We start from the raw sequence: 24,226 nt of genomic DNA, 5'->3' as shown, positions 1-24,226 counted from the left end.
GCCGTGGCAAGCTCCCCACCCACGTCATGGTTCGATATCCCCTGCATCGCTCATCGCGCCCATGCGAAAGTTCCATGTCGCGCCTGAACCATCGCTGAATGCAGCGCCGTCAGTCGTCAGGCGTGCGGCAGCTCCATCGTCAGTGCCCGCCGCGGGCGAAGATCTCATAGAAGCCGAGCACGATCTCGCAGGCGATCAGGATGACGACGATGACCTCGAGCCGCAGCGAGCGCTTGGTGTCGATGATGTCGGCGAGCGTGGTCGCCGTCTCGGCGATCACCGCGAGCTTGCGGTTGAGGGTGTCCTCGCGCTCTTTCAGCTCATACTCGTCCTCGAGCCGCGCATAGAGCCGCTCCAGATCTGGCCGGTCCCACAACACGTCCGGCTTTTCGCCGACGGCCACGCGGCCGGAGACGCGGTGCTGCACCAGCAGCGCCTCGCCGAGCAGCTTGAGCATCGCCACCCGGCTCTTCGATGTTCGTCCCAGCATCGCCAGCTCGCGCGCGAACGGCTCGATGGTGTCGAACACGTTGGCGATCTCGCGCTCGCTGCGGCCGAGCACGACGCTCTTCGCCAGCGCATCGGCGACGATGAGCAGTCGCTCCAGCGACAATTCCTTGACCAGGACCGGGCCGCCGACCGGGATCGGCTCGTCGGATTCGCGCGCGACCTGGACCTTGGCCGTCTCTTCCTCGTGGGGCGCGATCGGGCCGAACAGCCGCGCGCTCAGCCGGTCGAGGAAGTTGATCTCCTCGGCCACCGACAGGCCGATGAAGACGACGACGCCGTAGCGGAAGACCACGGCAACTCCCGTCTCGCCGATGCGGACCGCAAGCGGCGTCGCCGACAGCACCTGGCCTTCGAAGCCGGCGGTATTGATGCGGTCCGCGATCTGGAGCGCGCGGGCGGCGAGTTGTGGAACGGGGGAGGAGTCGGCCATGATGGTGAAAGGCTAGCACGTCGAGCCCGACAGAACGATAACGCGGCGCAAGCCTGGCGACACGTCCGTTGCCGAATATCGCTGCCTGAACCCGCTTGACAGGAAGGAACGTAGCTCCTCATTGGACGCGCACCCCGGATGGATGCCTCTCGATGTCGAAGACCAGTGCTGCGGACTACTATGCCTCGATCCCGGTGTTTCGCGGCTTCGCGCGCCTGATGGAGCCGCAGCTCTACCAGCCGGTGCCGGACGACTGGCTGATCGGCACGGCCGACATCGTCGAGTCGACCAAGGCGATCGCCGACAGGCGCTACAAGGCGGTCAACATGGCCGGGGCGGCGGTCATCGCCGCGGTCACCAATGCCTTGGAGGGGCGCGAATTCCCGTTCGTGTTCGGCGGTGACGGCGCCAGCTTCGCCGTCAGCCCGGATGACGAAGCGGCCGCGCGCGAAGCCCTTGCCGCCACCGCGACCTGGGTCAGGGAGGATCTCGCTCTCGCGATGCGCGTCGCGCTGGTGCCCGTGACGGCGATCCGCGCGCAGGGGCTCGATGTCCGCGTGGCGCGCTACGGTCCGTCGGCCAATCTGTCCTATGCGATGTTCGCGGGCGGCGGAGTGGGCTGGGCCGAGGCCGCGATGAAGCGGGGCGAGTTCGCGATTCCCCCGGCGCCGTCGGGTGCGCAGCCCGATCTGTCCGGACTCTCGTGCCGCTTCGAGGAGATTCCGGCGGCGCGCGGGGTCATCCTGTCGGTGCTGGTGCTGCCGGCTCCCGGCGCGGATGCGCAGGCCTATCGCAAGGTGATCGAGGAGATCATCACCCTCACCGAGCGCAGCCCCGATGCCGGGCGGCCGGTGCCGGCCGGCGCGCCGGCGTTGCGATGGCCGCCGCAGGGATTTGGCTACGAGGTCCGCGCCGCGCGCGGACCGCTGTTGTCGCGCTGGGCCCGCGTGCTCGGACGTACGCTGTTCGTCTATGCCGTGATGCGGTTCAACATCAGCATCGGCGGCTTCGTGCCGGATCTCTACAAGCAGCAGGTGGTCGAGAATTCCGACTTCCGCAAATATGACGATGCGCTGCGCATGATCCTCGACTGCACCGACGAGCTCGCGCAGGAGCTGGAGCGCCGGCTCGGCGCGGCGGCTTCGCGCGGCATCGTCCGCTACGGGCTGCATCGGCAAGATGCCGCGATGATGACCTGCTTCACGCCGTCCGCGATCCGGCCGGATCACGTCCACTTCATCGACGGCGCGCGAGGCGGCTACGCATCGGCTGCGACCGCGTTGAAGGCCGCGGTCGCCTGAGAGTGATCAGCGCGCGCGGGTCCAGGTCTCGCCGCCGCACAGCGATCCGACGCAGCCTTCCACCTTCAGCGTATCCGGGCCGGAGACGGAGATGTGGCTGGTGTAGCTCTGGCCGTCATCGGCGTTGTAGATCTTGCCGGACCATTTATTCGGCCCCTCCGAGTGAACGCCTTCGAACAATTGCAGGCCGATGATCGGGCGGTTGGCCAGCGCGCGATTGGGATTCTTGTTGTCGACGGCCGGCTTGCCGGTGTCGGTGTCCATCGGCTCCTTCAGCCACACGACGGTGCCGCAGAGATTGGCGCCGCATTTGGCGACCTTGATCCTGGCGTCGCCCGCCTGGGTCAGCCAGGTGCCGGTCGGATCATCGGCGGCCAAAGCGGGCTGCGCCATCACGACGGTCGCCAGCGCAAGACCAGCCAAACGCAATTTCCAAATCATCTTACCCCCCGTTGAAGCCGCGTTTCCATAACAGCAAACGGCGCAGTTGCAATCGCAGAGGAGCGGTTGTCCAAAGCGGGATCATCACGATCAGGTGCATGGCTGCCGAGCCGTCTCAATTCCTTGTTCGGTTGTCTCATGCATGTGCCGGGAAATGGTTTTGATTGCGGCAACGAACTCGGCTGTCGTCCCGGCCCTTGAGCCGGGATCCATACCCCCAGGGAGCGGTTCGAGACGCGCCGGCGATTGGCTTTTCGCATCTCGCGTCGCCGCGGCGTATGGGTCCGGATCGGCGCCATGCCCCTCTGGCGCGCGTCACGGCTTGTCCGGGACGACGACGGCGGGTGAGGTGGTTTCACGGCTCAAACAGCGATGGACATGGCTTTGCAGTCTCGCGGCGCATCGCGCCCGAGGCCTGCGATCAGTTCGTCCCTCTCGAAATGCAGAGGGCGCAGGGAATGCCGGGTGAAGGCCTCACCCATGGCCCGCCTGCGAAAAAAATGCAGGCGGCAGGTACCACAGGCAAAGCCGATTCAACCGGCATTCCCTGCGCGACGGTCTTCACGCTTATACGCAGTCTCCCTGGTGCGCCGGGCTTGTTGGCCACCATCCCCAGCGCCATGCGTGAGCATTGCGCCAGGTTGACACCAGCGTCGGGGTGTCAGGACGCTGCGACTTCACGTCCGCGCGCTACCGTTCGTCCGCACGCCGATAAGCGTGCTGCGGCAGCAACGCGGCCATCGCATCCCCACCTCGCGTGTCGTGACGATCGCGCGCTACGCCCCTCTGCGGTGAGGCGGGATGCGCGTAGACAATCATGATTTCGAGAAAGGCGCAAGAGAATTATTTTTTTCGGAAGGCACTCCATGTGCTCCGCTGTCGTCCCGGCCTCGAGCCGGGACCCATCCTCCGCGGCGGACATCATGGGCAAAGCGCCAATGACCAGCGGTGCCTCAAACATTTCCCTCGGGGTATGGGTCCCGGATCTGCGCGCGCGTGCCGCGCGCTTGTCCGGGACGACAGGAGAGAGCGGCCTCACCACGGCAACCCGCAGAGGTCGATGGTGCCGCGGGTCGGGGCGGTGCGCTTGACGTCGTGCACGAGCGCAGACAGCGTGTCGAAGCGGATGCGGCCCTGCTCGGGCTGCTCGGCGTAGACGTCGCCGTCGAACGGCATGAAGCCGCGTGCCGTATAGAAGGGGATGCGGTCCGCCGCGCAGAACAGCACGGCGTAGTTGATCGAGTCCTCGTGCCGCAGGGTCTGGATCGCCGCGTTCAGTCCCACCGTGGCGAGACCGCGGTTGCGCATGTCGGCACGCGTCAAAACGCCGCCGATGCCGGCGACATTGACGTTCTGACCGTTCCACTTCACGAGACGGCGATAGATGCCGACATGGCACAGCACCTCGCCGCTGTCGTCCTGCACCAGTACCCGCAGGTCGGCATGCGCAAATGTGATACCAGCCCACGGCAATCCGGCGACCACCTCCGGCGGCCAAACCGCGTCGTAAAGCGGCTTCACCAGCGGCCAGGAGGCGTCGCCATTCAGGACCTCGATTTCGATGCTCATCAAAACGGCTCGCTTTTTCCAGAATCACAGTGTTTAGGACTGCGGAACCTTCTATAAGGAGGTCCCGTTAAATCCCGTCTTCCCACAAGTTGCGGAACCGACCCCATGACCTTTACGCTCCCCCCTCTGCCTTACGCCTACGAAGCCCTCGGCCCCTACATGTCCAAGGAGACGCTCGAGTACCACCACGACAAGCATCACCAGGCCTATGTGACCAACGGCAACAATGCGATCAAGGGGACCGAATTCGAAGGCAAGTCCCTCGAGGAGATCGTCAAGGGCTCGTTCGGCAAGAACCCCGCCGTGTTCAACAATGCCGGCCAGCATTTCAACCACATCCATTTCTGGTCCTGGATGAAGCCGAATGGCGGCGGCTCCAAGCTGCCCGGCCGGCTCGAGAAGAAGATCGACGAGGATCTCGGCGGCTTCGAGAAGTTCAAGGCCGACTTCGCCGCCGCCGGCGTCGGCCAGTTCGGCTCCGGCTGGTGCTGGCTCTCGGTCAAGAACGGCAAGCTCGAAATCTCCAAGACCCCGAACGGCGAGAACCCGCTGGTGCACGGCGCGACCCCGATCCTCGGCTGCGACGTCTGGGAGCACTCCTACTACATCGACTATCGCAACCGCCGTCCCGACTATCTGAAGGCGTTCGTCGAGAACCTGATCAACTGGGATTACGTCGACGAGCTCTACGGCAAGGCGATCTGATCGATCGTGATCGACACGGAGGGCGGTGAGCTTGGGCTCGCCGCCCTTTTTCATGCCCTGCGGTTTGTGATCAGGACGATCCTTGCAAGCGGCAGACCCGTGCGGCAGAAGTTTTGCATCTTTGGCGGGGAAAGCAGGGCATTGCTTCTCTGGGTGCGCTCTGCAGGGGTGAGGTGTCGTGAATCAGCTGTTCGGGTATCTTCTCGTGTTTGTCGGCGGCGGCTGCGGCGCCTCGATCCGGCACGCGGTCAACATGGCCAGCGCGCGGGCGCTTGGCACCGGTTTTCCGTGGGGCACCTTCATCATCAACGTCACCGGCTCGACCGTGATGGGCCTGATCGCTGGCTACCTCGCCTTCAAGGGCGGCGCCACCCAGCACTGGCGGCTGTTCCTGATGACCGGAATCCTCGGCGGTTACACGACGTTCTCGGCGTTCTCGCTCGATACGGCACTGCTGTATGAGCGCGGCGCACTGGGACTGGCCGCGCTGTATGTCCTCGGCTCGGTCGGCATCTCTATCGCCGGCCTGTTCGCAGGGCTCGCGCTGGTGCGGGTGCTGAGCTAAGGGAGCGGTCCTGGATTGCTTCGATGCAGCATTAGGTAGCAAACTCACCTTACCGCATCTGGGACTTGTCTACCTGCATGCGACCATCCCGGCCTCTTTTCCAACGGGAGATGACAACATGACGAATTCGTCCTGAACGGGCTGACGGTGCGCGACTTTGAGGCCCGTCGGCGGGTCCAGCGCGGAATAATCTAGCGGCAATGCAAGTTGCATTGGAAACAGGTAGTGTTCAGTTAGTGAGAACGAAAACGCTCGTGTCATCACCGCGACGAGGTAGACGGGAATCCGAGATTTGGCTAGAAGATGGTGGTGGACCGGTCGGGGATCGGACCCGAGCTTGCACAGGTGGAAATCCGGCGAGCGTCTCCAGACCCGGCCCTTCCTTGGAAACTGTCGGTCACGCGCCAACGTGACCAACAGCTTCTTTGGCACACGATAGCGTCATGTTGTCATGTTCCACCTACCTTTCGAGCGGTTGACGGACCGCTGCCACACTTGCTGCGTTAGAGAACTGATCTACCGGGGCCTCATGGCCCCGGTTTTCGTTTGAGCTAGATCAAAGGAGACTTTCGCTCTTGTCGGGAGATTTCATCTTGCCTTCATTCTTTCCGTTGACGGACCTAGCCCGACTGTCTGCACTGCGTACGGTCTTCGGAATGCCGCAGGCGTCCGCCACAATGCGCCACCAGCGCCGAAACTCAGGCGCCGTCCAAGGCAAATCATCCCACTCAGAAACTACGATGGGACCATTGGTGGGTAGCTTGCCGCCATTTTTCGTCCGTACCCGCTCAAGCTCCTCCATGACCATGGGAGCCTTCTTCAGATCTATTTTGCCCTTGCCGCTCGGCGGGTGCTCCAAAATCAGATTCTCGCTGATCTCTTCCCAGCGGATGCCACGTACCCACTTCAGACCTTTAGAAATAACATCGGAGATTCCCGGCTCTGAGACCGGAAGCCATTCGCCGATGACGTCTTTCTGGAGGAAATCACAGTCCATCTGGAACGCTTGAGCCAAGGCGATCGATGCCCGCTCTTTCTCATGCGCCTTGAGCCTGATCAGATTAGCCTGTTCACGCGTGAGCTGCTCGGTGCGAGCTTTTGGTACCTCAATTGCCATGCTGCTCACGATGCCAAAAAGGCGTGCGCAATCGTCGTCTGCAAGAGTCGCAAAACCAAGATTGAAAAGGCTACGAAGCATCACCATTTTGGCGCGCGCCATGGCAGCCTTGTTGCCAGCCTTCCATTTCTCGTACCACTCGTGCAAAACAGCGGAGCTGAGGCCGGCAATATGTTGCGTGCCGTACTCTCGCTCAATTAGCCCTAGAATGGCGTTGTAGCTTTCCCGAGAATTGTGCCTGAGCCCGTGGTATGGAGACTTTTCGTCTTCGCGGTACAACTTAACAAGATCGCTCAGCCGCAACATTCGCCGTTCGCTGCCAATAGGGCGAGTTTTCGCCAAACCGCCGCTAATCTGGACCGAAATACCATATTTTATGGCCAACTTGGCTGCGAATTCTTGCAACTGGGCCTTATCGCGCTCCATCTCCTCCGCTTCGGCCGCAAACCGCTTCATCTGCTCAAGCGCATGCGCCCGCCGACGCTCGATCTCATCAAGCGTTTTGGAAATATCCGGCAGGGGGTTTTTGGGCAGATCAGTCAATAGAATCCCTGAGGCGCAGCGGCGAACAGATTTTACGTTTCGGAGAGCAATCTACGCTGATTCCCGCTTTCCAACAAGGAGAGAGTTGCAGAATCTATGTGATTAGGCAAAGTCGTTGCGCAAACGATATACATTGCTGTTTTGGTGAGTTTGCTCCCGAATGCCGCTTCGCGTCGCTCGCAATGACGGGTGGGGCGAAGACCTCCGGCCCTCAGAAACACCGCCCGCACGCAGTGGACATGCGTGATGTTATAATGTAACATCATGACGAAATGACGCAGTCTGCCCTCGATAGCCACGGCCATTCGCATGCGCACGGGCACAGCCATGGTCACGGTCATGCCCACAGCCACGGTCCCGCGGCGCCGCATCCGGCGCAGCCGGCGCCGTGGTCGATCCTGCGCATGCCGGTGACGACGCGGCTCGGCGCGGCGCTCGCGGCGAGCGCGGTGCTCTGGCTGATCGTCTGGCTGGCGATGCGGTGATGACGGTCATGGTCCAGCTGCAATTCCGCGACGTGACTCTGGGCTACGACCGCCACCCCGCCGTGCATCACCTTACCGGTGAGGTCGCGACGGGGGCGCTGCTTGCCGTGGTCGGCCCCAACGGCGCCGGCAAGTCGACGCTGTTTCGCGGCATCGTCGGCCTGTTGAAGCCGCTCGCCGGCACCATCGCCGCGGCCGGCCTGAAGCCGCGCGAAATCGCCTATCTGCCGCAGATCGCCGATATCGACCGCTCCTTCCCGATCTCGGTGTTCGATTTCGTCAGCACCGGACTGTGGCGCAGCACCGGCATGTTCGGCGGCATCGGCGCGGCCGCGCGCGAGAAGATCGCGCAGGCGATCGCGGCCGTCGGCCTCACCGGCTTCGAGGGTCGCGGCATCGGCACGCTCTCGGGCGGCCAGATGCAGCGCATGCTGTTCGCGCGCGTGCTGCTGCAGGATGCCCGCGTGATCGTGCTCGACGAGCCGTTCAATGCGATGGACACGAAGACCTCGGCCGACCTGTTGCAACTGATCGAGCACTGGCATGGCGAGCGGCGCACCGTGCTCGCGGCGCTGCACGACATGGACATGGTGCGCGCGCATTTCCCGCAGACCCTGCTGCTGGCGCGCGAGGCCGTGGCCTGGGGACCGACGGCGGAGGTGCTGACCGCCGATAACCTGTCGCAGGCGCGTCGGATGTGCGAGGCGTTCGACGATGCCGCCGCGCCCTGCGTGCCCGCGCAAGCCTCCAAGGCGGCATGATGCTGCGCGAGGTGCTGTTCGCTCCGTTCTCGGATTTCGAGTTCATGCGCCGCGCGCTCGCCGCGGTCATCGCACTGTCGCTCGGCTCCGGACCGATCGGCGTCTTCCTGATGCTCAGGCGCATGAGCCTGGTCGGCGACGCCATGGCACATGCGATCCTTCCCGGCGCGGCGATCGGTTTCCTGCTGTCGGGTCTCAATTTGTTTGCGATGACGACCGGCGGCCTGATCGCCGGCTTTGCCGTGGCGCTGCTATCGGGCCTCGTCTCGCGCTCGACCGGGTTGAAGGAGGACGCGTCGCTCGCGACCTTCTATCTGGCGTCACTGGCGATCGGCGTCACCATCGTCTCGGTCAAGGGCACCAACGTCGATCTCTTGCACGTGCTGTTCGGCAACATCCTGGCGATGGACGACCCGACCTTGCTGATGGTCGCGACCAACGCCACCATCACGCTCGTCGTGCTCGCCGTGATCTACCGCCCGCTGGTCGTCGAGAGCGTCGATCCCTTGTTCCTGCGCACCGTGAGCCGCGCCGGTGCGCCGGCGCATCTGATCTTCCTCGCCCTGATCGTCGTCAACCTCGTCAACGGCTTCCAGGCGCTCGGCACCTTGCTTGCGGTCGGCCTGATGATCCTGCCGGCGGGGATCGCCCGGTTCTGGTCGCGCGACGTCACGCCGATGATCTGCATCGCGGTCGCCTCTGCGATCGTCTCCGGCTATGTCGGGCTGGTGCTGTCGTTCCAGACCCGCATTCCCTCGGGGCCTGCGATCATCCTGGTCGCGTCCTTGCTCTATCTCGCCTCGGTGCTGTTCGGACGCGTGGGCGGCGTGCTTCCGCAACTGTTTCCGGGACGCCACCTCGAAGCCTGAAGTCGATGCCCATGAAACGCCTGTTGTCCGCGCTGAGCCTGCTGTTTGGCCTTGTTCTGATCGTCCCCGCATCGGCCGAGACCCGGCTGAACGTCGTCACCAGCTTCTCGATCCTCGCTGACTTCGTCCGCCAGGTCGGCGGCGACAAGGTCAATGTCGCCTCGCTGGTCGGGCCGGACAGCGACGTGCACGTCTACACGCCGACGCCGCATGATGCGAAGGATGTCGGCGCCGCGCAGCTCCTGATCGTCAACGGCCTCGGGCTGGAGGGCTGGCTGCCGCGGCTGCAGCAGGCCTCCGGCAGCAAGGCGCCGATCGTCGTCGCCACTCAGGGCATCACCCCACGCAAGCGCGGCTCGGATGCCGATCCGCATGCCTGGCAGTCGGTCGGCAATGCCAAGGTCTATGTCAAGAACATCCGCGATGCGCTGGTCGCGGCCGCCCCCGCAGACGCGGAGGTCTTCAAGGCCAATGCGGAACGCTATCTCGGCGAGCTCGATGCACTCGACCGCGAGGTCCGCGCCGAGATCGACAAGATCCCGGCCGAGCGGCGCAAGGTGATCTCGACCCATGACGCCTTCGGTTATTTCGCCGATGCCTATGGCGTCCAGTTCATCGCCCCGCTCGGCGTCTCCACCGAGACCGAGCCGTCGGCCCGCGACGTCGCCGAGATCATCCGCCAAGTGAAAAAAGCGGGGATTCCGGCCGTCTTCCTGGAGAATTTCAACGACGACCGGCTGGTCGGCCGGATCGCCGCCGAGACCGGCGCGAAGATCGGCGGCACGCTGTATTCCGATGCCCTGAGCGAGGAAAAGGGCCCCGTTCCCACTTACATTGCCATGGTCAGGCACAATATAAGGGCCCTGACGAGCGCGCTGGTCCGTTAGGGTTCTCGAGCCCTCGCGGTAGTGCGCTTTTGAGCCATTTTCGACGCGATCTGAGGTTTTCGGAGTGAGCATGTCCGACGCGAGCAAGACACCAGTGACGGTCCTGACCGGCTATCTCGGGGCCGGCAAGACCACGCTTCTGAACCGCATCCTCTCGGAAGACCACGGCAAGAAGTACGCCGTCATCGTCAACGAATTCGGCGAGATCGGCATCGACAACGACCTCATCGTCGGCGCCGATGAGGAAGTGTTCGAGATGAACAATGGCTGCATCTGCTGCACCGTGCGCGGCGATCTCGTGCGCATCATCTCCGGCCTGATGCGCCGCAAGGGCAAGTTCGACGCGATCATCGTCGAGACCACGGGGCTCGCCGATCCGGCGCCGGTGGCGCAGACCTTCTTCGTCGACGAGGACGTGCAGAAGAACGCGCGGCTCGACGCGGTCGTGACGGTGGCCGACGCGAAGTGGCTCTCGGACCGGCTCAAGGATGCGCCCGAGGCGAAGAACCAGATCGCGTTTGCCGACGTCATCGTGCTCAACAAGACAGACCTCGTCACCAAGCCGGAGCTCGCCGAGGTCGAGGCGCGCATCCGCGCCATCAACCCCTACGCAAAGCTGCATCGCACCGAGCGCTGCCAGATCGCGATCTCGGATGTGCTGGAGCGCGGCGCGTTCGATCTCGACCGCATTCTGGAGATCGAGCCGCAATTCCTCGAAGCGGGCGACGATCACGATCATCACCACCATGATCACGACCACGGCCATGATCACCATCATCATCACGATCACGGCCTGAAGCACTATCACGACGAGGAGATGCAGTCGCTGTCGCTGCGCTCCGACAAGCCGCTCGATCCGTCGAAATTCATGCCGTGGCTGCAGAACCTGGTGCAGACCGAGGGCGGCAAGATCCTGCGCTCCAAGGGCATCCTGTCGTTTCAGGACGATGACGACCGCTACGTCTTCCAGGGCGTGCACATGATGCTCGAAGGCGATCATCAGCGGAAGTGGAAGCCCGACGAGGCGCGCCAGAGCCGCGTCGTCTTCATCGGCCGCGAGCTGCCGGAAGACGCCATCCGCGAAGGCTTCGAACGCTGCATCGTGACCTGATGACGTCGTTCGACCAGGGCGGCGAGGCCGCATCGATCGTCTCCGTCACCGACAAGGTGAAGCCGGTCTCGCTCGGCATGGCCGTCACGGCCGTGCACTATCTCGGCGATCGCGCCGCCTTCGTCGGCACCGAGGAGAGTGTCGCTGTCGTCGACGGCGACGGCGAGATCAGCAAGGTGGATGTCACCGGCGGCGGCATCCTGTCGGCGGTGTCGGACGGATCGCGCATCCTGATCGGCGGCGATGACGGCAAGGTCTCGTCGCTCGACAAGGCGGGCAGCGTCAGCGTGCTCGTGACCGATCCGAAGCGGCGCTGGATCGACAACGTCGCCCTTCATCCGGATGGTGCGATCGCCTGGTCGGTGGGCAAGACCGCGTTCGTGCGTCAGCCCAAGGGCGAGGAGAAGTCGCTCGAGGTGCCGTCGACTGCGGGCGGACTTGCGTTCGCGCCGAAGGGCCTGCGGCTCGCGATCGCGCACTACAACGGCGCCACCTTGTGGTTTCCCAACATGGCGGGCGAGCCGGAATTTTTAGGCTGGGCCGGCTCGCATCACGCCGTCACCTTCAGCCCGGACAACAAGTTCCTGGTCACCGCGATGCACGAGCCGGCGCTGCATGGCTGGCGGCTCGCTGATAGCAGGCACATGCGGATGACCGGCTACCCCTCGCGGGTGAAGTCGATGTCCTGGGGCAGCGGCGGCCGTTTCCTGGCGACCTCGGGTGCCGACATGGTCATCCTCTGGCCGTTCGTCGGCAAGGACGGCCCGATGGGCAAGGAGCCGGCGATGCTGGCGCCGATGAAGGCCAAGGTCACCGCGGTCGCCTGCCATCCCAAGCAGGACATCCTGGCCTGCGGCTACGAGGACGGCACCGTGCTGATGGTGCGGATGCAGGACGGCGCCGAGATCCTGGTGCGGCGGAACGAGACGCCGCCGATCGTGGCGCTGGGCTGGAATGCCGCGGGAACGTGGCTCGCTTTCTCCGATGAAAGCGGCGAGGCCGGGCTGCTGCGGCTCTGATGAGGCACTGGGGCGTAGACCCCGATGGAACCTCGCAGGCGCGTGACCGTTGTTCCGCACACATAGGATGCGGATGACAAGCCATGGCCTCGATCAACAGTAAACAGACGTTGCGCCGGGACATGCTGCTGGCGGCGGGCCTGTTCGTCCTCGGCGTGCTCGTGGCCGTGGTCTCGCTGACCGAGATCAAGGCCAATCACCTCGACCAGGTTGCGCAGGCGACGCCCTCGGCCTCGCCTGAACCGTCAGCGACCCCGGCCGAGTCCAAGCCCGGCGGCACGCGCCCGACGACGCCGGCGCCAGAGCCCGCGCGCCCTGACGTGGAAGCTCAAAAGGAAGGCGCCAAGCCGGCGCTGCCGCCGGCCCCGGCCGAGAAGATCGCGCCGACGATGGAGCGGAAGTAGCTCGCTGTAGCAACGGCAGAGCGCGAGAGAGTTCGCGTGCTGCTTCCACGTCGTCATGCCCGGGCTTGCCCCGGGCATCCACGTCGTTCAACTGCGCGGCTTCGTGGATGGCCAGGTCAAGCCCGGCCATGACGGAGGAGAGAGTGCGGCCCAGCCAGTCACCGCACCAGGATGTTGCGGAACTGCCACGGATCGGACGTGTCGATATCCTCCGGGAAAAGCCCCGGGCGGTCGTTCAGCGGGGTCCAATCCGTGTAGTAGCCCTTCACCGGGCCGAGATAGGGCGACTGGATCTCGAGGCAGCGGCGGAAGTCCATCTCGTCGGCCTCGACGATGCCGGCGGTCGGGTTTTCCAGCGCCCACACCATGCCGGCGAGCACGGCGGACGACACCTGCATGCCGGTCGCGTTCTGGTACGGCGCGATGCGGCGGGTCTCCTCGATCGAGAGCTGCGAGCCGTACCAATAGGCGTTCTTGCCGTGGCCGTAGAGCAGCACGCCGAGTTCGTCGATGCCGTCGACGATCTCGTTCTCGTCGAGGATGTGCCACTTCCCCTGCATCTTGCCGGTGGCGCCGAAGATCTCGTGTAGCGACAGCACCGCGTCATTGGCCGGGTGATAGGCGTAGTGGCAGGTCGGGCGGTACACCACCTTGTCGCCGTCGCGCACGGTGTAGTAGTCGGCGATCGAGATCGACTCATTGTGGGTCACCAGGAAGCCGTATTGCGCGCCCGGCGTCGGACACCACGAGCGCACGCGGGTATTGGCGCCCGGCTGCAGCAGATAGATCGCGGCACCGCAGCCTTCGCTGTGGCGGCGGCCGTTCTCCGGCATCCATGTCTCGTGCGTGCCCCAGCCGAGCTCGGCCGGCTGCATGCCCTCGGAGACGAAGCCCTCGACCGACCAGGTGTTGACGAACACGTCCATCGGCTTCGGATTCCTGGAGCGCTGCGTGTCACGCTCCGCGATGTGGACGCCCTTGACGCCGAGCTTCTGCATCAGCTGCGCCCAGCCCTCGCGGCTCTTCGGCTCGACGATCTCGGTCTTGGTGTCCTTGGCGATGTCGAGCAGCGCCTGCTTGACGAACCAGGACACCATGCCGGGATTGGCGCCGCAGGTCGAGACGGCGGTGGTGCCGCCGGGGCTCTTGCGGCGGGCGGCGAGCAGCGTCTCGCGCAGCGCGTAGTTGGAGCGCTGCTCGACCCCCATCTGCTTGTCGAAATAGAAGCCGGCCCACGGCTCGACGACGGTGTCGATGTAGAGCGCGCCGATCTCGCGGCACATCGTCATGAGGTCGACCGAGGAGGTGTCGACCGACAGGTTCACGCAGAAGCCCTGGCCGCCGCTCGCGGTCAGCAACGGCACCAGCAGCTCGCGGTAATTGTCGCGGGTCACGCCCTGCTGGATGAAGCGGACGCCATGCTTCTTCGCCAGCGCGCCGTCGTCATGCGGATCGATGATGACGAAGCGGCTCTTGTCGTAGTCGAAATGGCGTTCGATCAGGGGCAGGGTGCCCTTGCCGATCGAGCCGAAGCCGATCATCACGATGGGGCCGGTGATCTTCGCGTGGATCTGCGAGCTCATGAATGGTTCTCCGCGAAAGGTGCGTGGGATGGATGGATTCAGGCGGCGCGCCGCCCTCGGATGCCGCGCCGCGTTAGCGGCTGCGGCGCTTGGCGGTGACTTCGATTTCCACCTTCATCTCCGGCTTGAGCAGCGCCGCGACGACCAGCAGCGTTGCGGCGGGGCGGATGTCGCCGAGGACTTCGCCGCAGACCGCAAAATGGGCATCGGCGTCGTTGACGTCGGTGAGGTAGTAGGTCGCGCGGACGATATCGGCCATCTCGAAGCCGCCCTCCTGCAGGGCAGCGGCGATGGTCTTGAAGCAGTTGCGTGACTGGCTCGTGACATCGGCCGGCATCGTCATGGTGGTGTAGTCATAGCCGGTGGTGCCGGCGACGAAGGCGAAGTCGCCATCGATGACGGCGCGGCTGTAGCCGGCGGTCTTCTCGAACGGTGATCCGGTAGAGATCAGGCGGCGGGACATGGCGGACCTCGTGGGGGGATTTTCGGGGGTTAAAGAGCTTTTGCTGCACCTGCGCAACCCCTGGCGGGGCGGGCAGGACGCGGCCTGCCGGCATGCCTAACGCGGGCGGGTGACGTCAGGTCCGGCGGGCGGCGTGCTGGACCAGCGCCTGACCACGATGTCGCGGACGATCATGATCCCGAGCAGGATCAGCAGGAGCGTCGGCAGCAGTGTCCGCCGCTGCGGCGCCGTCGCCCTGGCCTTCACGCTGCGCATCGCAGCGGCCGCTCGCGACGCGAGCGGCGGGCCTTGCGTTCGGCAGCGCCGGTCGCGACGATCATGCCCGACGCGCCGTCCAGCGCGCCTTCGACCAGCTCGAGCCCGAGCAGGCGCTCGCGCGCGAACGCGCCGGGCAGCTCCAGCTCGGCGGTCTGCGCGACCGAGAAGCCGAAGCGGGCGTAATAGGGCGCATCGCCGAGCAGGATCACCGCGCCATGGCCGCGCGACGCCGCGATCATCAGCGCGGCATTCATCAGCGCAGCGCCAACGCCGAGGCTGCGCGCCTCGGCCGCGACCGCCAGCGGCCCCAGCATCAGCGCGTCGCGTCCGCCGGCGCTGACGTGCCACAACCGCAGCGTTCCCACCAGCGCGCCGCCGCGCACCGCCGACAAAGCGAGGCCCGCGGCGGGCGCGCGTCCGTCGCGTAGGCGCTGGCAGGTGCGCTCATGGCGATTCTCGCCAAAGCACAGGTCGAGCAGCGTCTCGCGCGCCGCGACGTCGGAGGCCCGTTCGCTGCGGATCACGAACGGAGCGGCAGTCCGAGAGGGCGCAGTCGAAGGGATGCGAAAAGCGGTCATGGCACGTCAGTCCCCGGCCTGCGCGGCAAGCCTTCGCCCGCGCGCAAACACGTGATGTCAGGTTGAAGGTGACGGTCTATCGCTCCCTCCCCCGCTTGCGGGGGAGGGTTGGGGTGGGGAAAGCCCCACCCGAGGCTCTTGCCCGTCTCACCCGCGCTCGGGTGGCGAGGGCAGCCAGGTCAGATGTGATAGGTCTTCAGCGGGGGGATGCCGTTGAAGGCCACCGACGCGTAGGTCGACGTATAGGCCCCGGTCCCCTCGATCAGCACCTTGTCGCCGATCGAGAGCGTCACCGGCAGCGGATACGGCAACTTCTCGTACATCACGTCGGCCGAATCGCAGGTCGGGCCGGCGAGCACGCACGGGGTCATCTCCGCGCCCTCATGCGGGGTGCGGATGGCGTAGCGGATCGATTCGTCCATCGTCTCGGCGAGGCCGCCGAACTTGCCGATGTCGAGATAGACCCAGCGCAGTTCGTCCTCGTCGCTCTTCTTCGAGATCAGCACCACTTCCGACTCGATGATCCCGGCGTTGCCGACCATGCCGCGGCCCGGCTCGATGATCGTCTCCGGGATCTGGTTGCCGAAATGCTTGCGCAGCGCACGGAAGATCGAGCGGCCGTACTGCACGACCGGCGGCACGTCCTTCAGGTACTTGGTCGGGAAGCCCCCGCCCATGTTCACCATGGTCAGGTTGATGCCGCGCTCGGCGCAGTCGCGGAACACCGTCGAGGCCATCGCCAGCGCGCGGTCCCACGCCTTCACCTTGCGCTGCTGCGAGCCGACATGGAACGAGATGCCGCAGGGCTCCAGGCCCAGCCGCTTGGCCAGGTCCAGCACGTCGACCGCCATCTCCGGATCACAGCCGAACTTGCGCGACAGCGGCCACTCGGCGCCGGCGCAATCGTACAGGATGCGGCAGAACACCTTCGCGCCCGGCGCTGCGCGCGCGATCTTCTCGACCTCGGCGGCGCAGTCGACCGCGAACAGGCGGATGCCGAGCGCATAAGCGCGCGCGATGTCCCGCTCCTTCTTGATCGTGTTGCCATAGGAGATGCGGTCCGGCGTCGCACCGGCGGCCAGCGCCATCTCGATCTCGGCGACGGTCGCCGTGTCGAACGACGAGCCGAGCGAGGCGAGCAGCGACAGCACTTCCGGCGCCGGGTTGGCCTTGACCGCGTAGAACACGCGGCTGTCCGGCAGCGCCCGAGCGAAGCTCATGTAGTTGTCGCGCACGATCTCGAGGTCGACGACGAGACAGGGCTCGTGGTCCAGACCTTCCTCGCGGCGGTTGCGCAGGAATTCCCGGATACGTTCGGTCATAGCACCCTCCAAACGGTCCCAGCGACGAGACCCGTTCAAAATGATCCCGACACGGGTGCCTTGGCGTTGCCGCCCGATGGAAAGGCGACAAAACCTCGAACCCGTAGCCGAATTGTGCTGCCGTGGATTGGTTGGGAATTTCCCGCCCGCACACCTGGCAATGAAGGACAAGCCTTTTCAGTAGCCCGCGCCGGCTTTGGACTGCCGGTAGAGACCAAAAAAGCCCGATCCGTCGTTGCTTTAAGTCGCGTCCCCCGTTGAGAGCGGGGTGCGCCGGTTCGCCTCCGGCTGCCAGTCACGGTTGCAAAAGATGAGCTGACCTTCAGCGGCATCTCTTGAGAGAGATGCTGGGCTCTGGAGTATCACGATCTCGATCATGGTGATCTTGATCGCAACGATCCGAGGGCCCCTCGGTTCTTCATCCCTTGGCGGCTGTCCGGCCTCTTGTCCGGATACCTACCGACTGACACACGACCACAGGCACGTGCGAAATTGGGCAGAACCGGAAATATGCGTTTTGAATTTCGTTCGCAAGGCATTTTTCGGCGCCGGGAAAGATTTCCCTCATCTGTGCTTGCGCGACACAGTGAGCGGCGCCGGTGTGTGAACGAACGTTAAGCGAGCTTAAACTTTCGTAACGCGTTCGCGCTTGCAGGACAGTGTTTTCGCGCGTCTCACGCGCGCCTGGTGAACGGCTCGATGCGCTGCGCGCCGCGGATGAAGCCGATCATCACGAACACGCCGATCGCGAACAGCACGGCCTGAACGATGTGTGCGCCGCCATCGCCGAGCCCGAACAGAATCGCGAGCGCCCAGCCGCCGGCGAAGGCAGCGCCGAACACTTCGGCGCCGATCAGGATCGCCGCCGAGATGACGGTGATCACGGTCGGCCAGGCGATCTGTCGGCCGGCTTTGGAAGTGGTCTCTGCGTTCATGGTCCAGGGTCCTGTTGCGGGCCGCAATCTCTCCGAAAAGGCCCGGCCCTTCAAGGGGAAATGACCCAAAAAGGACCAGCTCCATGATATGAGGGGGCATCGATATTCCGGGAGAGGACGGACCCCAGCCGATGTCAGACACCACAGCTGTGATCGACGCCCAGACCAATCCGCTGCTCGTGGCCTGGGAGACCCCGCACCAGACACCGCCGTTCGACGCGATCAGGCCCGAGCACTTCCTGCCGGCCTTCGAGCGCGCCTTCGCCGATCACGCCGCCGAAATCACCGCGATTTCCCATGATCCGGCCGAGCCGGACTTCGCCAACACGATCACGGCGCTGGAGCGCTCGGGCAAGCTGCTGTCGAAGGTCGCGGCGGTGTTCTACGACTTGGTGTCGGCGCATTCGAACCCGGCGATTCTGGAGATCGACAAGGACGTGTCGCTGCGGATGGCGCGTCATTGGAACCCTATCATGATGAATGCCGTGCTGTTTGGCCGCATCGCACTGCTCTACGACAACCGCAAGGACCTCAAGCTCACCGGTGAGGAGCAGCGGCTCCTGGAGCGTACCTACACCCGCTTCCGCCGTGCCGGCGCCGGCCTGTCCGATGACGACAAGGTACGGATGGCCGAGATCAACGAGAAGCTCGCCCAGCTCGGCACCACCTTCAGCCACCACGTGCTCGGCGACGAGCAGGACTGGTATCTCGAGCTCGGCGAGGACGACCGTGCCGGCCTGTCCGAGAGCTTCGTGGCTGCCGCCAAGGCTGCGGCGGAAGAGCGTGGCATGCCCGGAAAGGCGATCGTGACCCTGTCGCGCTCCTCGGTCGAGCCGTTCCTGCAGAGCTCAGCCCGCCGCGACCTGCGCGAGAAGGTGTTCAAGGCCTTCACCGCGCGCGGCGACAATGGCAACGCCAACGACAACAACGCCGTCATTGGCGAGATCCTGTCCTTGCGCGAGCAGGCCGCCAAGATCATGGGCTTTCCCAACTTCGCCGCCTATCGCCTCGAGGACTCCATGGCGAAGACGCCAGAAGCCGTGCGCGGGCTGCTGGAGCGCGTCTGGAAGCCCGCCCGCGCCAAGGCGCTGGCCGACCGCGATCAACTGCAGGAGATGATCACGGCGGAGGGCGGCAACTTCAAGCTCGCGGCCTGGGACTGGCGCTATTTCGCCGAGAAGCTGCGCCAGGCGAAGGCGAATTTCGACGACGCCGCGATCAAGCCGTATCTTTCGCTCGACAACATGATCGCAGCCGCCTTCGACTGCGCCACGCGGCTGTTCGGCATCACCTTCGCCGAGCGCAAGGACATCCCGGTCTGGCATCCGGACGTCCGGGTCTGGGAGATCAAGGACGCGGGAGGCCGCCACAAGGCGCTGTTCTATGGCGACTACTTTGCCCGCTCGTCGAAGCGCTCCGGCGCCTGGATGACCTCGCTGCGCGACCAACAGAAGCTCGACGGCGACACCGCGCCCTTGATCATCAACGTCTGCAACTTCGCCAAGGGGGCCGACGGCCAGCCGTCGCTGCTGTCGCCGGACGATGCCCGCACGCTGTTCCACGAGTTCGGCCACGGCCTGCACGGCATCCTGTCCAACGTGACCTATCCGTCGCTGTCGGGCACTGCGGTGTTCACCGACTTCGTCGAGCTGCCGTCGCAGCTCTACGAGCACTGGCAGGAGCGTCCCGAGGTGCTGCAAACCTTCGCGCGCCACTACCAGACGGGCGAGCCGCTGCCGCAGGACCTGCTCGACCGCTTCCTGGCCGCGCGCCGCTTCAACCAGGGCTTTGCCACCGTCGAGTTCGTCTCCTCGGCGCTGATCGACCTCGAGTTCCACACCCAGCCGGCGGCGGCCTCCAAGGATGTTCGCGCTTTCGAAAAGGCCGAGATGGAGAAGATCGGCATGCCGCCCGAGATCGCGCTGCGCCACCGGCCGACTCAATTCGGCCATATCTTCTCGGGAGACCATTATGCGGCGGGCTATTACAGCTACATGTGGTCGGAGGTGATGGATGCGGATGCCTTCGGTGCCTTCGAGGAAGCCGGCAACATCTTCGATCCGGCGGTCGCCAAGCGGCTCCACGACAATGTCTACGCCTCCGGCGGCTCGCTCGATCCGGAAGCGGCCTACATCGCCTTCCGCGGCCGCGAGCCCGAGCCCGACGCGCTGCTGCGCCGGCGCGGCCTGCTCGACGTTGCCAAGGCGGCTTGAGATGAAGGGGATGGCGCTGGTCCGGTTCGTCCTCGCTGCGCTGACGCTCGTGCTCGGCGCGAGCGCGGCGAGCGCCCATCCGCATGTCTGGGTCACCGCGACCAGCCAGCTGCTCTATGCGGCCGATGGCTCGGTGACCGGCGTGCGGCACGCCTGGACCTTCGACGACATGTTCGCGACCTATGCGCTGCAGGGCCTCGAGACCAAGCAGAAGGGCGTCTACACCCGCGAGGAGCTGGCGCCGCTGGCGCAGACCAACGCCGAGTCGCTGAAGGAATATGCCTACTTCACCTTCCTCAAGGCCGACGGGCGCAAGCAGAAGCTCGAGGACCCCGTCGACTATTACCTCGAATACAAGGACACCAAGCTGACCCTGCACTTCACCCTGCCGCTGAAGGCGCCGGTGAAGCCGAAGCAGCTCCAGGTCGAGGTCTACGATCCCAGCTATTTCATCGATTTCCAGATGGCGGAGAAGGATCCCGTCACGCTGGTCAGCGCTCCCTCGGGCTGCAAGTTCGGCCTGGTGAGACCGAGCGACGGCGGCTCCGTCGCGCAGACCATGAACGAACAGACATTCCTGAGCGGCGGGGCGAACGCCAATTTCGGAATGAATTTCGCCAACAAGATCTCAGTGGAATGTCCATGACACCTCGCCCCAGCTCTGCCCGACCGCTCCTTACCTGCGCCGCGATCGTCGCTGTGCTCGTTGCCGCCGACGCCGCCTCGCATGTGCTGCTCGCCAAATCGCCGTTCGGCGCGCCGGCCGAGCCGCAGGTCGGCGGCATCGTCGGCTGGCTGCTCACCAAGCAGTCGGAGTTCTACCGGCAGATGTCGGGGGCGATCCGCTCGGCCAAGCAAGATGGCTCGGCGGTGTGGTGGCTGCTGGCGATCTCGTTCTCCTACGGCATCTTTCATGCTGCGGGCCCCGGCCACGGCAAGGCGGTGATCGCGTCCTATCTCGTCGCCAACCAGGAGACGGCGAAGCGCGGTATCGTGCTGTCGTTCGCCTCGGGCCTGATGCAGGCGCTGGTCGCGGTCGTCATCGTCGGCATCGGCGCCGTGCTGCTCAATGCCACCGCGGCCACGATGTGCAGCGCCGAGAAGGTGGTGGAGATCGCGAGCTACGGGCTGATCGCGCTGCTCGGCGCGCGCCTGGTCTGGGTCAAGGGCGCGGCGTTCCTGCGCACTTGGCAGCCGGCGGCGCCGGCATTGGCGCTGGCCGGTGCGCCCGCGGCCGCGGTGGAGCCGTCGACCCATGATCATAGCCATGCGCATGATCACCAGCATCGCGCGCCTCATCATGATCATCACGGTCATGACCATCATGGTCACGACCACCACGGCCACGATCATCATCACCACGATCATGCGCACGCCCATGCTGCGGCGGCGCATGGTTTCGCCGCTCACGATCACGTCCACCACGATCACGTTCACGGCGATGATTGCGGTTGCGGCCATTCCCACGGGCCCGCGCCGAGCGAACTCGCCGGTCCCGGCGGCTGGCAGCGCGGCTTTCAGGCGATCTTCGCCGCCGGCATCCGCCCGTGCTCGGGCGCGATCCTGGTGCTGGTGTTCGCCTTGGCCCAGGGCATGTTCTGGGCCGGCGTCGCCGCGACCTTCGTGATGGGGCTCGGCACCGCCGTGACGGTCGCGACCATCGCGGTGCTCGCCGTCGCCGCCAAGGACGTCGCGCGCCGGCTCAGCGCCGGGCGCGAGGGCGGCGGCGCCCTGATCATGCGCGGCCTGGAATTCGGCGCCGCCGGTCTGGTGCTGCTGTTCGGCGCGGGCTTGTTGCTGGGCTACATCGCGGCGGAACGCACGACGTGCTTCTGAGCGGGCGCGGCTGAGCTGTTCGCTTCCGTCCCCTATGTTTACCCCGATGCCGCGGCCAGTCCCTGCAGCGCGCTGTCCTACATGCCCTCTCCCACAAGGCGGGAGGGCGCATTCACGGGCACGCGCGGAGGCGATGAGTTGTTAGTGCCCCTGCGGCCGCAGCGCGCGGCCCAAGGCCATCAGCGGGAAGTAGTGGCGGTACATGCCGTAGCGGAGCATGAAGGCGCGGGACAGCTCCGGGCCCTGCATCAGCCGCTCCTGCAAAGAGGGATCGGTCAGCTTGATGGTCTGGCCGACGCCATAGCCGGGGAAGCCGGTGCCGGTGAATTCGGGCTCGTCCCAGGTGCCGGCCGACTGGCGCTCGACCAGCCACATGCAGCCGCGCTCGATCGCCTCCTTGTCCTGCGGCCGGTTGGCGGCGAGCAGGGCCATCAGCGCCCACGCCGTCTGTGACGCCGTGGTGGTGCCGCGGCCGACCGCGCTGACATCCATGTAGGAGGCGCAGCTCTCGCCCCAGCCGCCGTCCGGCTGCTGATGCGCGACGAGCCAGTCGCAGGCGCGGCCGATATAGGGTTGCGTCATGTCCTCGCCGATCGCGGCCAGCGCCGGCAGCACCGCGCCGGTGCCGTAGACGTAGTTGACGCCCCAGCGGCCGAACCACGGGCCGCTCGGCTCCTGCTCCCGTCGGATGTAGTCGAGCGCGCGCACCATGGCGGGATGATTGCGCGAGATGCCGAGCTTGCCGAACGCCTCGACGATGTGGGCGGTGACGTCGACCGACGGCGGATCGAGCGCCTCGCCGTAGTCGCAGAACGGGATCCTGGTCAGGATCTTCTGGTTGTTGTCCTTGTCGAACGCGCCCCAGCCGCCGCCCTCGCTCTGCATGCCGATCAGCCAGTCGACGCCGAGCTGAATCGCCTCGTCGATGCCCTTGGCCTGCCACTTCGGATCACGGCGCAGCGGGGCCAGCGCGATCAGCGCCACGGCGGTGTCGTCCGTGTCGGGATAATAGTTGTTGGCGTATTCGAACGCCCAGCCGCCGGGCTTGACGTGCGGCAGCTTCATCGACCAGTCGCCGGGCACGCGGACCTGGCGGTCGAGCACCCAGTCGACCGCCTTGTCGACGGCCTCGGGGTAATCGCCGAGCACGCCGGCATCGTCGAAGGCGAGCAGCGTCAGGATCGTGTCCCACACTGGACTGTTGGTCGCCTGGATGTAGGTGGCGTCGCCGACATCGACTCGCCAGCCGGGATCGTTCAGGGCATCGAGGCCCTTGGCGAGAACGGGATGATTGAGCGGATAGCCCTCGGCGTAGAGCGCCATCAGGCCGTAGATCCAGGGCGGCTGGATGCCGCCCCAGGCGCCGTCGAAATCCTGGTGGCGGATCATCCATTCCAGCACGCGGCTGGTCGCCGCCGGGCGGAACAGGCCGAGATTGAGCTTGTTGCCGAGGTTCTGCAGGGCATGCAGCACCTTGTCGGCGCCGCGGAAGAACCTGTCCCAGCCGCCGGCATTGGCCTTGACCGGCAGGTCATAATCGAACGCGTTGCGCCCATGTGGAAACAGCGCGTCCAGCCGGTTCTCGGGCGGCAGCGGCCGGCTCGGCCGCCGCGCCGACAGCACCGCGATCGGCATCAGGGTTGCGCGTGCCCATTGCGCAAAATTGTAGATCGAGAACGGAAACCAGAGCGGAAACCAGATCACCTCGGGCGGGATGTTGGGGGTCTTCTCCCACGGCCATTCGCCGATCAGCGCCAGCCAATAGCGCGTGAACACGCGAATGTTGCGCAGGCCCCCCTTGGCTTCGATCCATTCGCGGGCGCGGCGCACCGGCGGCTCGTCGTCGCGGAAGCCGAGCGAGCGCAGCGCGGCATAGGCCTCGACGGTCGCGTTGATGTCGCCATTGGGGGCGCCGAAATAGACCTGCCAGGCGCCGTCCGGGCGCTGGCTGTCGAGCAGCGACTGGCCCAGGCGCTTGCGCAGCGGATGCTCCTCGAGCCCCATGAACCACAGCGCCAGGCACCATTGCGCCTCCATGCAGGCGTTGGATTCGGCGCGGCCGACCCAATGACCGTCGGGCTTCTGGTTGGCGATCAGCCAGTCCGCGGCCGCCCGCACCGTCGATTGCAGGGCGGTCTGGTAATTTCCCGGGTCGCGCGGCGCGCGCGCGGGGGCCGAGCTGGTCAAAGTCATCACGATCCCTCTGGCGGCCTCACAGTGCCGCTGCGGCAGTCCAATTCACTCCGCCCTATAGGGAATTTCGCCGTCAAATCCAATCAACTGGCCGCAGCAGACCGGATCAAAGGAGAAACGAATGGCGT

At 65.4% G+C, this 24,226-nt stretch carries 24 protein-coding genes; 13 read left to right on the top strand and 11 right to left on the bottom strand.

What is annotated here, in order from left to right; all coding sequences use genetic code 11:
* Positions 1–139: 139 nt before the first annotated feature.
* A complete protein-coding gene (locus ACQR0U_RS20215) occupies positions 140–940 on the bottom strand; it encodes an RMD1 family protein (RefSeq protein WP_409977997.1) in 801 nt (266 codons plus the stop codon).
* 152 nt (positions 941–1,092) lie between these two features.
* Between ACQR0U_RS20215 and ACQR0U_RS20210 the strand changes: the two genes are divergently transcribed.
* Positions 1,093–2,241, top strand: coding sequence for a DUF3095 domain-containing protein (locus tag ACQR0U_RS20210; RefSeq protein WP_315716526.1), 1,149 nt, complete (start codon positions 1,093–1,095; stop codon positions 2,239–2,241).
* Positions 2,242–2,247: 6 nt separating this feature from the next.
* Here the strand turns inward: ACQR0U_RS20210 and ACQR0U_RS20205 are convergent, their stop codons facing one another.
* Positions 2,248–2,682 (bottom strand): DUF2147 domain-containing protein, encoded by a 435-nt coding sequence (locus tag ACQR0U_RS20205; RefSeq protein ID WP_315716527.1) that lies wholly within the window; start codon positions 2,680–2,682, stop codon positions 2,248–2,250.
* Positions 2,683–3,717: 1,035 nt separating this feature from the next.
* Entirely contained in the window at positions 3,718–4,251 is a 534-nt protein-coding gene (locus ACQR0U_RS20200) for a GNAT family N-acetyltransferase (RefSeq protein WP_434872228.1), read from the bottom strand.
* Between the two features lie 105 nt (positions 4,252–4,356).
* Here ACQR0U_RS20200 and ACQR0U_RS20195 point away from each other — a divergent pair, with 105 nt between their 5' ends.
* Entirely contained in the window at positions 4,357–4,956 is a 600-nt protein-coding gene (locus ACQR0U_RS20195; protein WP_315753699.1) for a superoxide dismutase, read from the top strand.
* 178 nt (positions 4,957–5,134) lie between these two features.
* Entirely contained in the window at positions 5,135–5,521 is a 387-nt protein-coding gene (crcB, locus tag ACQR0U_RS20190; RefSeq protein ID WP_434872227.1) for a fluoride efflux transporter CrcB, read from the top strand.
* 556 nt (positions 5,522–6,077) lie between these two features.
* Here crcB and ACQR0U_RS20185 read toward each other — a convergent pair.
* Positions 6,078–7,181: a hypothetical protein gene (locus ACQR0U_RS20185; protein ID WP_434872226.1), complete on the bottom strand. Its 1,104-nt coding sequence runs from the start codon at positions 7,179–7,181 to the stop codon at positions 6,078–6,080.
* A gap of 272 nt (positions 7,182–7,453) precedes the next feature.
* Here ACQR0U_RS20185 and ACQR0U_RS20180 point away from each other — a divergent pair, with 272 nt between their 5' ends.
* The 7 genes from ACQR0U_RS20180 (at position 7,454) to ACQR0U_RS20150 (ending at position 12,717) form a co-directional block, all read left to right on the top strand.
* Positions 7,454–7,666: a hypothetical protein gene (locus ACQR0U_RS20180; protein WP_315753695.1), complete on the top strand. Its 213-nt coding sequence runs from the start codon at positions 7,454–7,456 to the stop codon at positions 7,664–7,666.
* Positions 7,666–8,427, top strand: a complete 762-nt coding sequence (locus ACQR0U_RS20175; RefSeq protein WP_434872225.1) for a metal ABC transporter ATP-binding protein — start codon at positions 7,666–7,668, stop codon at positions 8,425–8,427. The genes ACQR0U_RS20180 and ACQR0U_RS20175 overlap by 1 nt, the downstream gene beginning before the upstream one ends.
* Positions 8,424–9,296, top strand: coding sequence for a metal ABC transporter permease (locus ACQR0U_RS20170; protein WP_409977973.1), 873 nt, complete (start codon positions 8,424–8,426; stop codon positions 9,294–9,296). Before ACQR0U_RS20175 ends, ACQR0U_RS20170 begins: the two co-directional genes overlap by 4 nt.
* A gap of 11 nt (positions 9,297–9,307) precedes the next feature.
* Positions 9,308–10,183, top strand: coding sequence for a metal ABC transporter substrate-binding protein (locus tag ACQR0U_RS20165; protein WP_315825453.1), 876 nt, complete (start codon positions 9,308–9,310; stop codon positions 10,181–10,183).
* A 70-nt stretch (positions 10,184–10,253) separates the two neighbouring features.
* Positions 10,254–11,294, top strand: coding sequence for a CobW family GTP-binding protein (locus tag ACQR0U_RS20160; protein ID WP_409997649.1), 1,041 nt, complete (start codon positions 10,254–10,256; stop codon positions 11,292–11,294).
* On the top strand, positions 11,294–12,313 hold the full coding sequence (locus tag ACQR0U_RS20155; protein ID WP_315716535.1) for a WD40 repeat domain-containing protein: 1,020 nt from the start codon (positions 11,294–11,296) through the stop codon (positions 12,311–12,313). Before ACQR0U_RS20160 ends, ACQR0U_RS20155 begins: the two co-directional genes overlap by 1 nt.
* Positions 12,314–12,396: 83 nt before the next feature.
* Positions 12,397–12,717, top strand: a complete 321-nt coding sequence (locus ACQR0U_RS20150) for a hypothetical protein (protein WP_315716536.1) — start codon at positions 12,397–12,399, stop codon at positions 12,715–12,717.
* A gap of 158 nt (positions 12,718–12,875) precedes the next feature.
* On the opposite strand, the gene ACQR0U_RS20145 is transcribed toward ACQR0U_RS20150, so the two are convergent.
* The 6 genes from ACQR0U_RS20145 to ACQR0U_RS20120 form a co-directional block, all read right to left on the bottom strand.
* Positions 12,876–14,300 (bottom strand): homospermidine synthase, encoded by a 1,425-nt coding sequence (locus ACQR0U_RS20145; RefSeq protein ID WP_315753686.1) that lies wholly within the window; start codon positions 14,298–14,300, stop codon positions 12,876–12,878.
* Between the two features lie 73 nt (positions 14,301–14,373).
* Positions 14,374–14,763: a RidA family protein gene (locus ACQR0U_RS20140; RefSeq protein WP_315716538.1), complete on the bottom strand. Its 390-nt coding sequence runs from the start codon at positions 14,761–14,763 to the stop codon at positions 14,374–14,376.
* Between the two features lie 96 nt (positions 14,764–14,859).
* Positions 14,860–15,018 (bottom strand): hypothetical protein, encoded by a 159-nt coding sequence (locus ACQR0U_RS20135; protein ID WP_434841645.1) that lies wholly within the window; start codon positions 15,016–15,018, stop codon positions 14,860–14,862.
* A complete protein-coding gene (locus ACQR0U_RS20130) occupies positions 15,006–15,599 on the bottom strand; it encodes a GNAT family N-acetyltransferase (RefSeq protein WP_316174994.1) in 594 nt (197 codons plus the stop codon). Before ACQR0U_RS20130 ends, ACQR0U_RS20135 begins: the two co-directional genes overlap by 13 nt.
* A gap of 179 nt (positions 15,600–15,778) precedes the next feature.
* Positions 15,779–16,921 carry a type III PLP-dependent enzyme gene (locus ACQR0U_RS20125; RefSeq protein WP_315779184.1) on the bottom strand — a complete coding sequence of 381 codons (1,143 nt, stop codon included), beginning with the start codon at positions 16,919–16,921 and terminating at the stop codon, positions 15,779–15,781.
* Between the two features lie 674 nt (positions 16,922–17,595).
* Positions 17,596–17,856, bottom strand: a complete 261-nt coding sequence (locus ACQR0U_RS20120; RefSeq protein ID WP_315716541.1) for a hypothetical protein — start codon at positions 17,854–17,856, stop codon at positions 17,596–17,598.
* 131 nt (positions 17,857–17,987) lie between these two features.
* On the opposite strand from ACQR0U_RS20120, the gene ACQR0U_RS20115 reads away from it, so the two are divergent.
* The 3 genes from ACQR0U_RS20115 to ACQR0U_RS20105 are packed head-to-tail and all read left to right on the top strand — an operon-like array spanning position 17,988 to position 21,905.
* Positions 17,988–20,069, top strand: coding sequence for a M3 family metallopeptidase (locus ACQR0U_RS20115; protein WP_434843611.1), 2,082 nt, complete (start codon positions 17,988–17,990; stop codon positions 20,067–20,069).
* 10 nt (positions 20,070–20,079) lie between these two features.
* Entirely contained in the window at positions 20,080–20,715 is a 636-nt protein-coding gene (locus ACQR0U_RS20110; RefSeq protein ID WP_315825478.1) for a DUF1007 family protein, read from the top strand.
* Positions 20,712–21,905, top strand: coding sequence for a nickel/cobalt transporter (locus ACQR0U_RS20105; protein ID WP_434843610.1), 1,194 nt, complete (start codon positions 20,712–20,714; stop codon positions 21,903–21,905). Before ACQR0U_RS20110 ends, ACQR0U_RS20105 begins: the two co-directional genes overlap by 4 nt.
* 141 nt (positions 21,906–22,046) lie before the next feature.
* Here ACQR0U_RS20105 and shc read toward each other — a convergent pair whose 3' ends face one another.
* On the bottom strand, positions 22,047–24,098 hold the full coding sequence (shc, locus tag ACQR0U_RS20100) for a squalene--hopene cyclase (protein WP_434843609.1): 2,052 nt from the start codon (positions 24,096–24,098) through the stop codon (positions 22,047–22,049).
* Positions 24,099–24,226 lie beyond the last annotated feature (128 nt).

It is taken from the genome of Bradyrhizobium sp. HKCCYLRH3097, from assembly GCF_051167875.1.
GTDB lineage: Bacteria > Pseudomonadota > Alphaproteobacteria > Rhizobiales > Xanthobacteraceae > Bradyrhizobium.
This window is presented reverse-complemented; position numbering and strand designations above follow the sequence as displayed.

What these genes read in the sequence shown, in the direction of transcription:
- ACQR0U_RS20215 (WP_409977997.1), bottom strand. Translation starts at nt 940, where the DNA reads ATGGCCGACTCCTCCCCCGTTCCACAACTCGCCGCCCGCGCGCTCCAG.
- ACQR0U_RS20210 (WP_315716526.1), top strand. Translation starts at nt 1,093, where the DNA reads ATGTCGAAGACCAGTGCTGCGGACTACTATGCCTCGATCCCGGTGTTT.
- ACQR0U_RS20205 (WP_315716527.1), bottom strand. Translation starts at nt 2,682, where the DNA reads ATGATTTGGAAATTGCGTTTGGCTGGTCTTGCGCTGGCGACCGTCGTG.
- ACQR0U_RS20200 (WP_434872228.1), bottom strand. Translation starts at nt 4,251, where the DNA reads ATGAGCATCGAAATCGAGGTCCTGAATGGCGACGCCTCCTGGCCGCTG.
- ACQR0U_RS20195 (WP_315753699.1), top strand. Translation starts at nt 4,357, where the DNA reads ATGACCTTTACGCTCCCCCCTCTGCCTTACGCCTACGAAGCCCTCGGC.
- ACQR0U_RS20180 (WP_315753695.1), top strand. Translation starts at nt 7,454, where the DNA reads ATGACGCAGTCTGCCCTCGATAGCCACGGCCATTCGCATGCGCACGGG.
- ACQR0U_RS20175 (WP_434872225.1), top strand. Translation starts at nt 7,666, where the DNA reads ATGACGGTCATGGTCCAGCTGCAATTCCGCGACGTGACTCTGGGCTAC.
- ACQR0U_RS20170 (WP_409977973.1), top strand. Translation starts at nt 8,424, where the DNA reads ATGATGCTGCGCGAGGTGCTGTTCGCTCCGTTCTCGGATTTCGAGTTC.
- ACQR0U_RS20165 (WP_315825453.1), top strand. Translation starts at nt 9,308, where the DNA reads ATGAAACGCCTGTTGTCCGCGCTGAGCCTGCTGTTTGGCCTTGTTCTG.
- ACQR0U_RS20160 (WP_409997649.1), top strand. Translation starts at nt 10,254, where the DNA reads ATGTCCGACGCGAGCAAGACACCAGTGACGGTCCTGACCGGCTATCTC.
- ACQR0U_RS20155 (WP_315716535.1), top strand. Translation starts at nt 11,294, where the DNA reads ATGACGTCGTTCGACCAGGGCGGCGAGGCCGCATCGATCGTCTCCGTC.
- ACQR0U_RS20150 (WP_315716536.1), top strand. Translation starts at nt 12,397, where the DNA reads ATGGCCTCGATCAACAGTAAACAGACGTTGCGCCGGGACATGCTGCTG.
- ACQR0U_RS20145 (WP_315753686.1), bottom strand. Translation starts at nt 14,300, where the DNA reads ATGAGCTCGCAGATCCACGCGAAGATCACCGGCCCCATCGTGATGATC.
- ACQR0U_RS20140 (WP_315716538.1), bottom strand. Translation starts at nt 14,763, where the DNA reads ATGTCCCGCCGCCTGATCTCTACCGGATCACCGTTCGAGAAGACCGCC.
- ACQR0U_RS20135 (WP_434841645.1), bottom strand. Translation starts at nt 15,018, where the DNA reads ATGCGCAGCGTGAAGGCCAGGGCGACGGCGCCGCAGCGGCGGACACTG.
- ACQR0U_RS20130 (WP_316174994.1), bottom strand. Translation starts at nt 15,599, where the DNA reads ATGACCGCTTTTCGCATCCCTTCGACTGCGCCCTCTCGGACTGCCGCT.
- ACQR0U_RS20125 (WP_315779184.1), bottom strand. Translation starts at nt 16,921, where the DNA reads ATGACCGAACGTATCCGGGAATTCCTGCGCAACCGCCGCGAGGAAGGT.
- ACQR0U_RS20120 (WP_315716541.1), bottom strand. Translation starts at nt 17,856, where the DNA reads ATGAACGCAGAGACCACTTCCAAAGCCGGCCGACAGATCGCCTGGCCG.
- ACQR0U_RS20115 (WP_434843611.1), top strand. Translation starts at nt 17,988, where the DNA reads ATGTCAGACACCACAGCTGTGATCGACGCCCAGACCAATCCGCTGCTC.
- ACQR0U_RS20110 (WP_315825478.1), top strand. Translation starts at nt 20,080, where the DNA reads ATGGCGCTGGTCCGGTTCGTCCTCGCTGCGCTGACGCTCGTGCTCGGC.
- ACQR0U_RS20105 (WP_434843610.1), top strand. Translation starts at nt 20,712, where the DNA reads ATGACACCTCGCCCCAGCTCTGCCCGACCGCTCCTTACCTGCGCCGCG.
- shc (WP_434843609.1), bottom strand. Translation starts at nt 24,098, where the DNA reads ATGACTTTGACCAGCTCGGCCCCCGCGCGCGCGCCGCGCGACCCGGGA.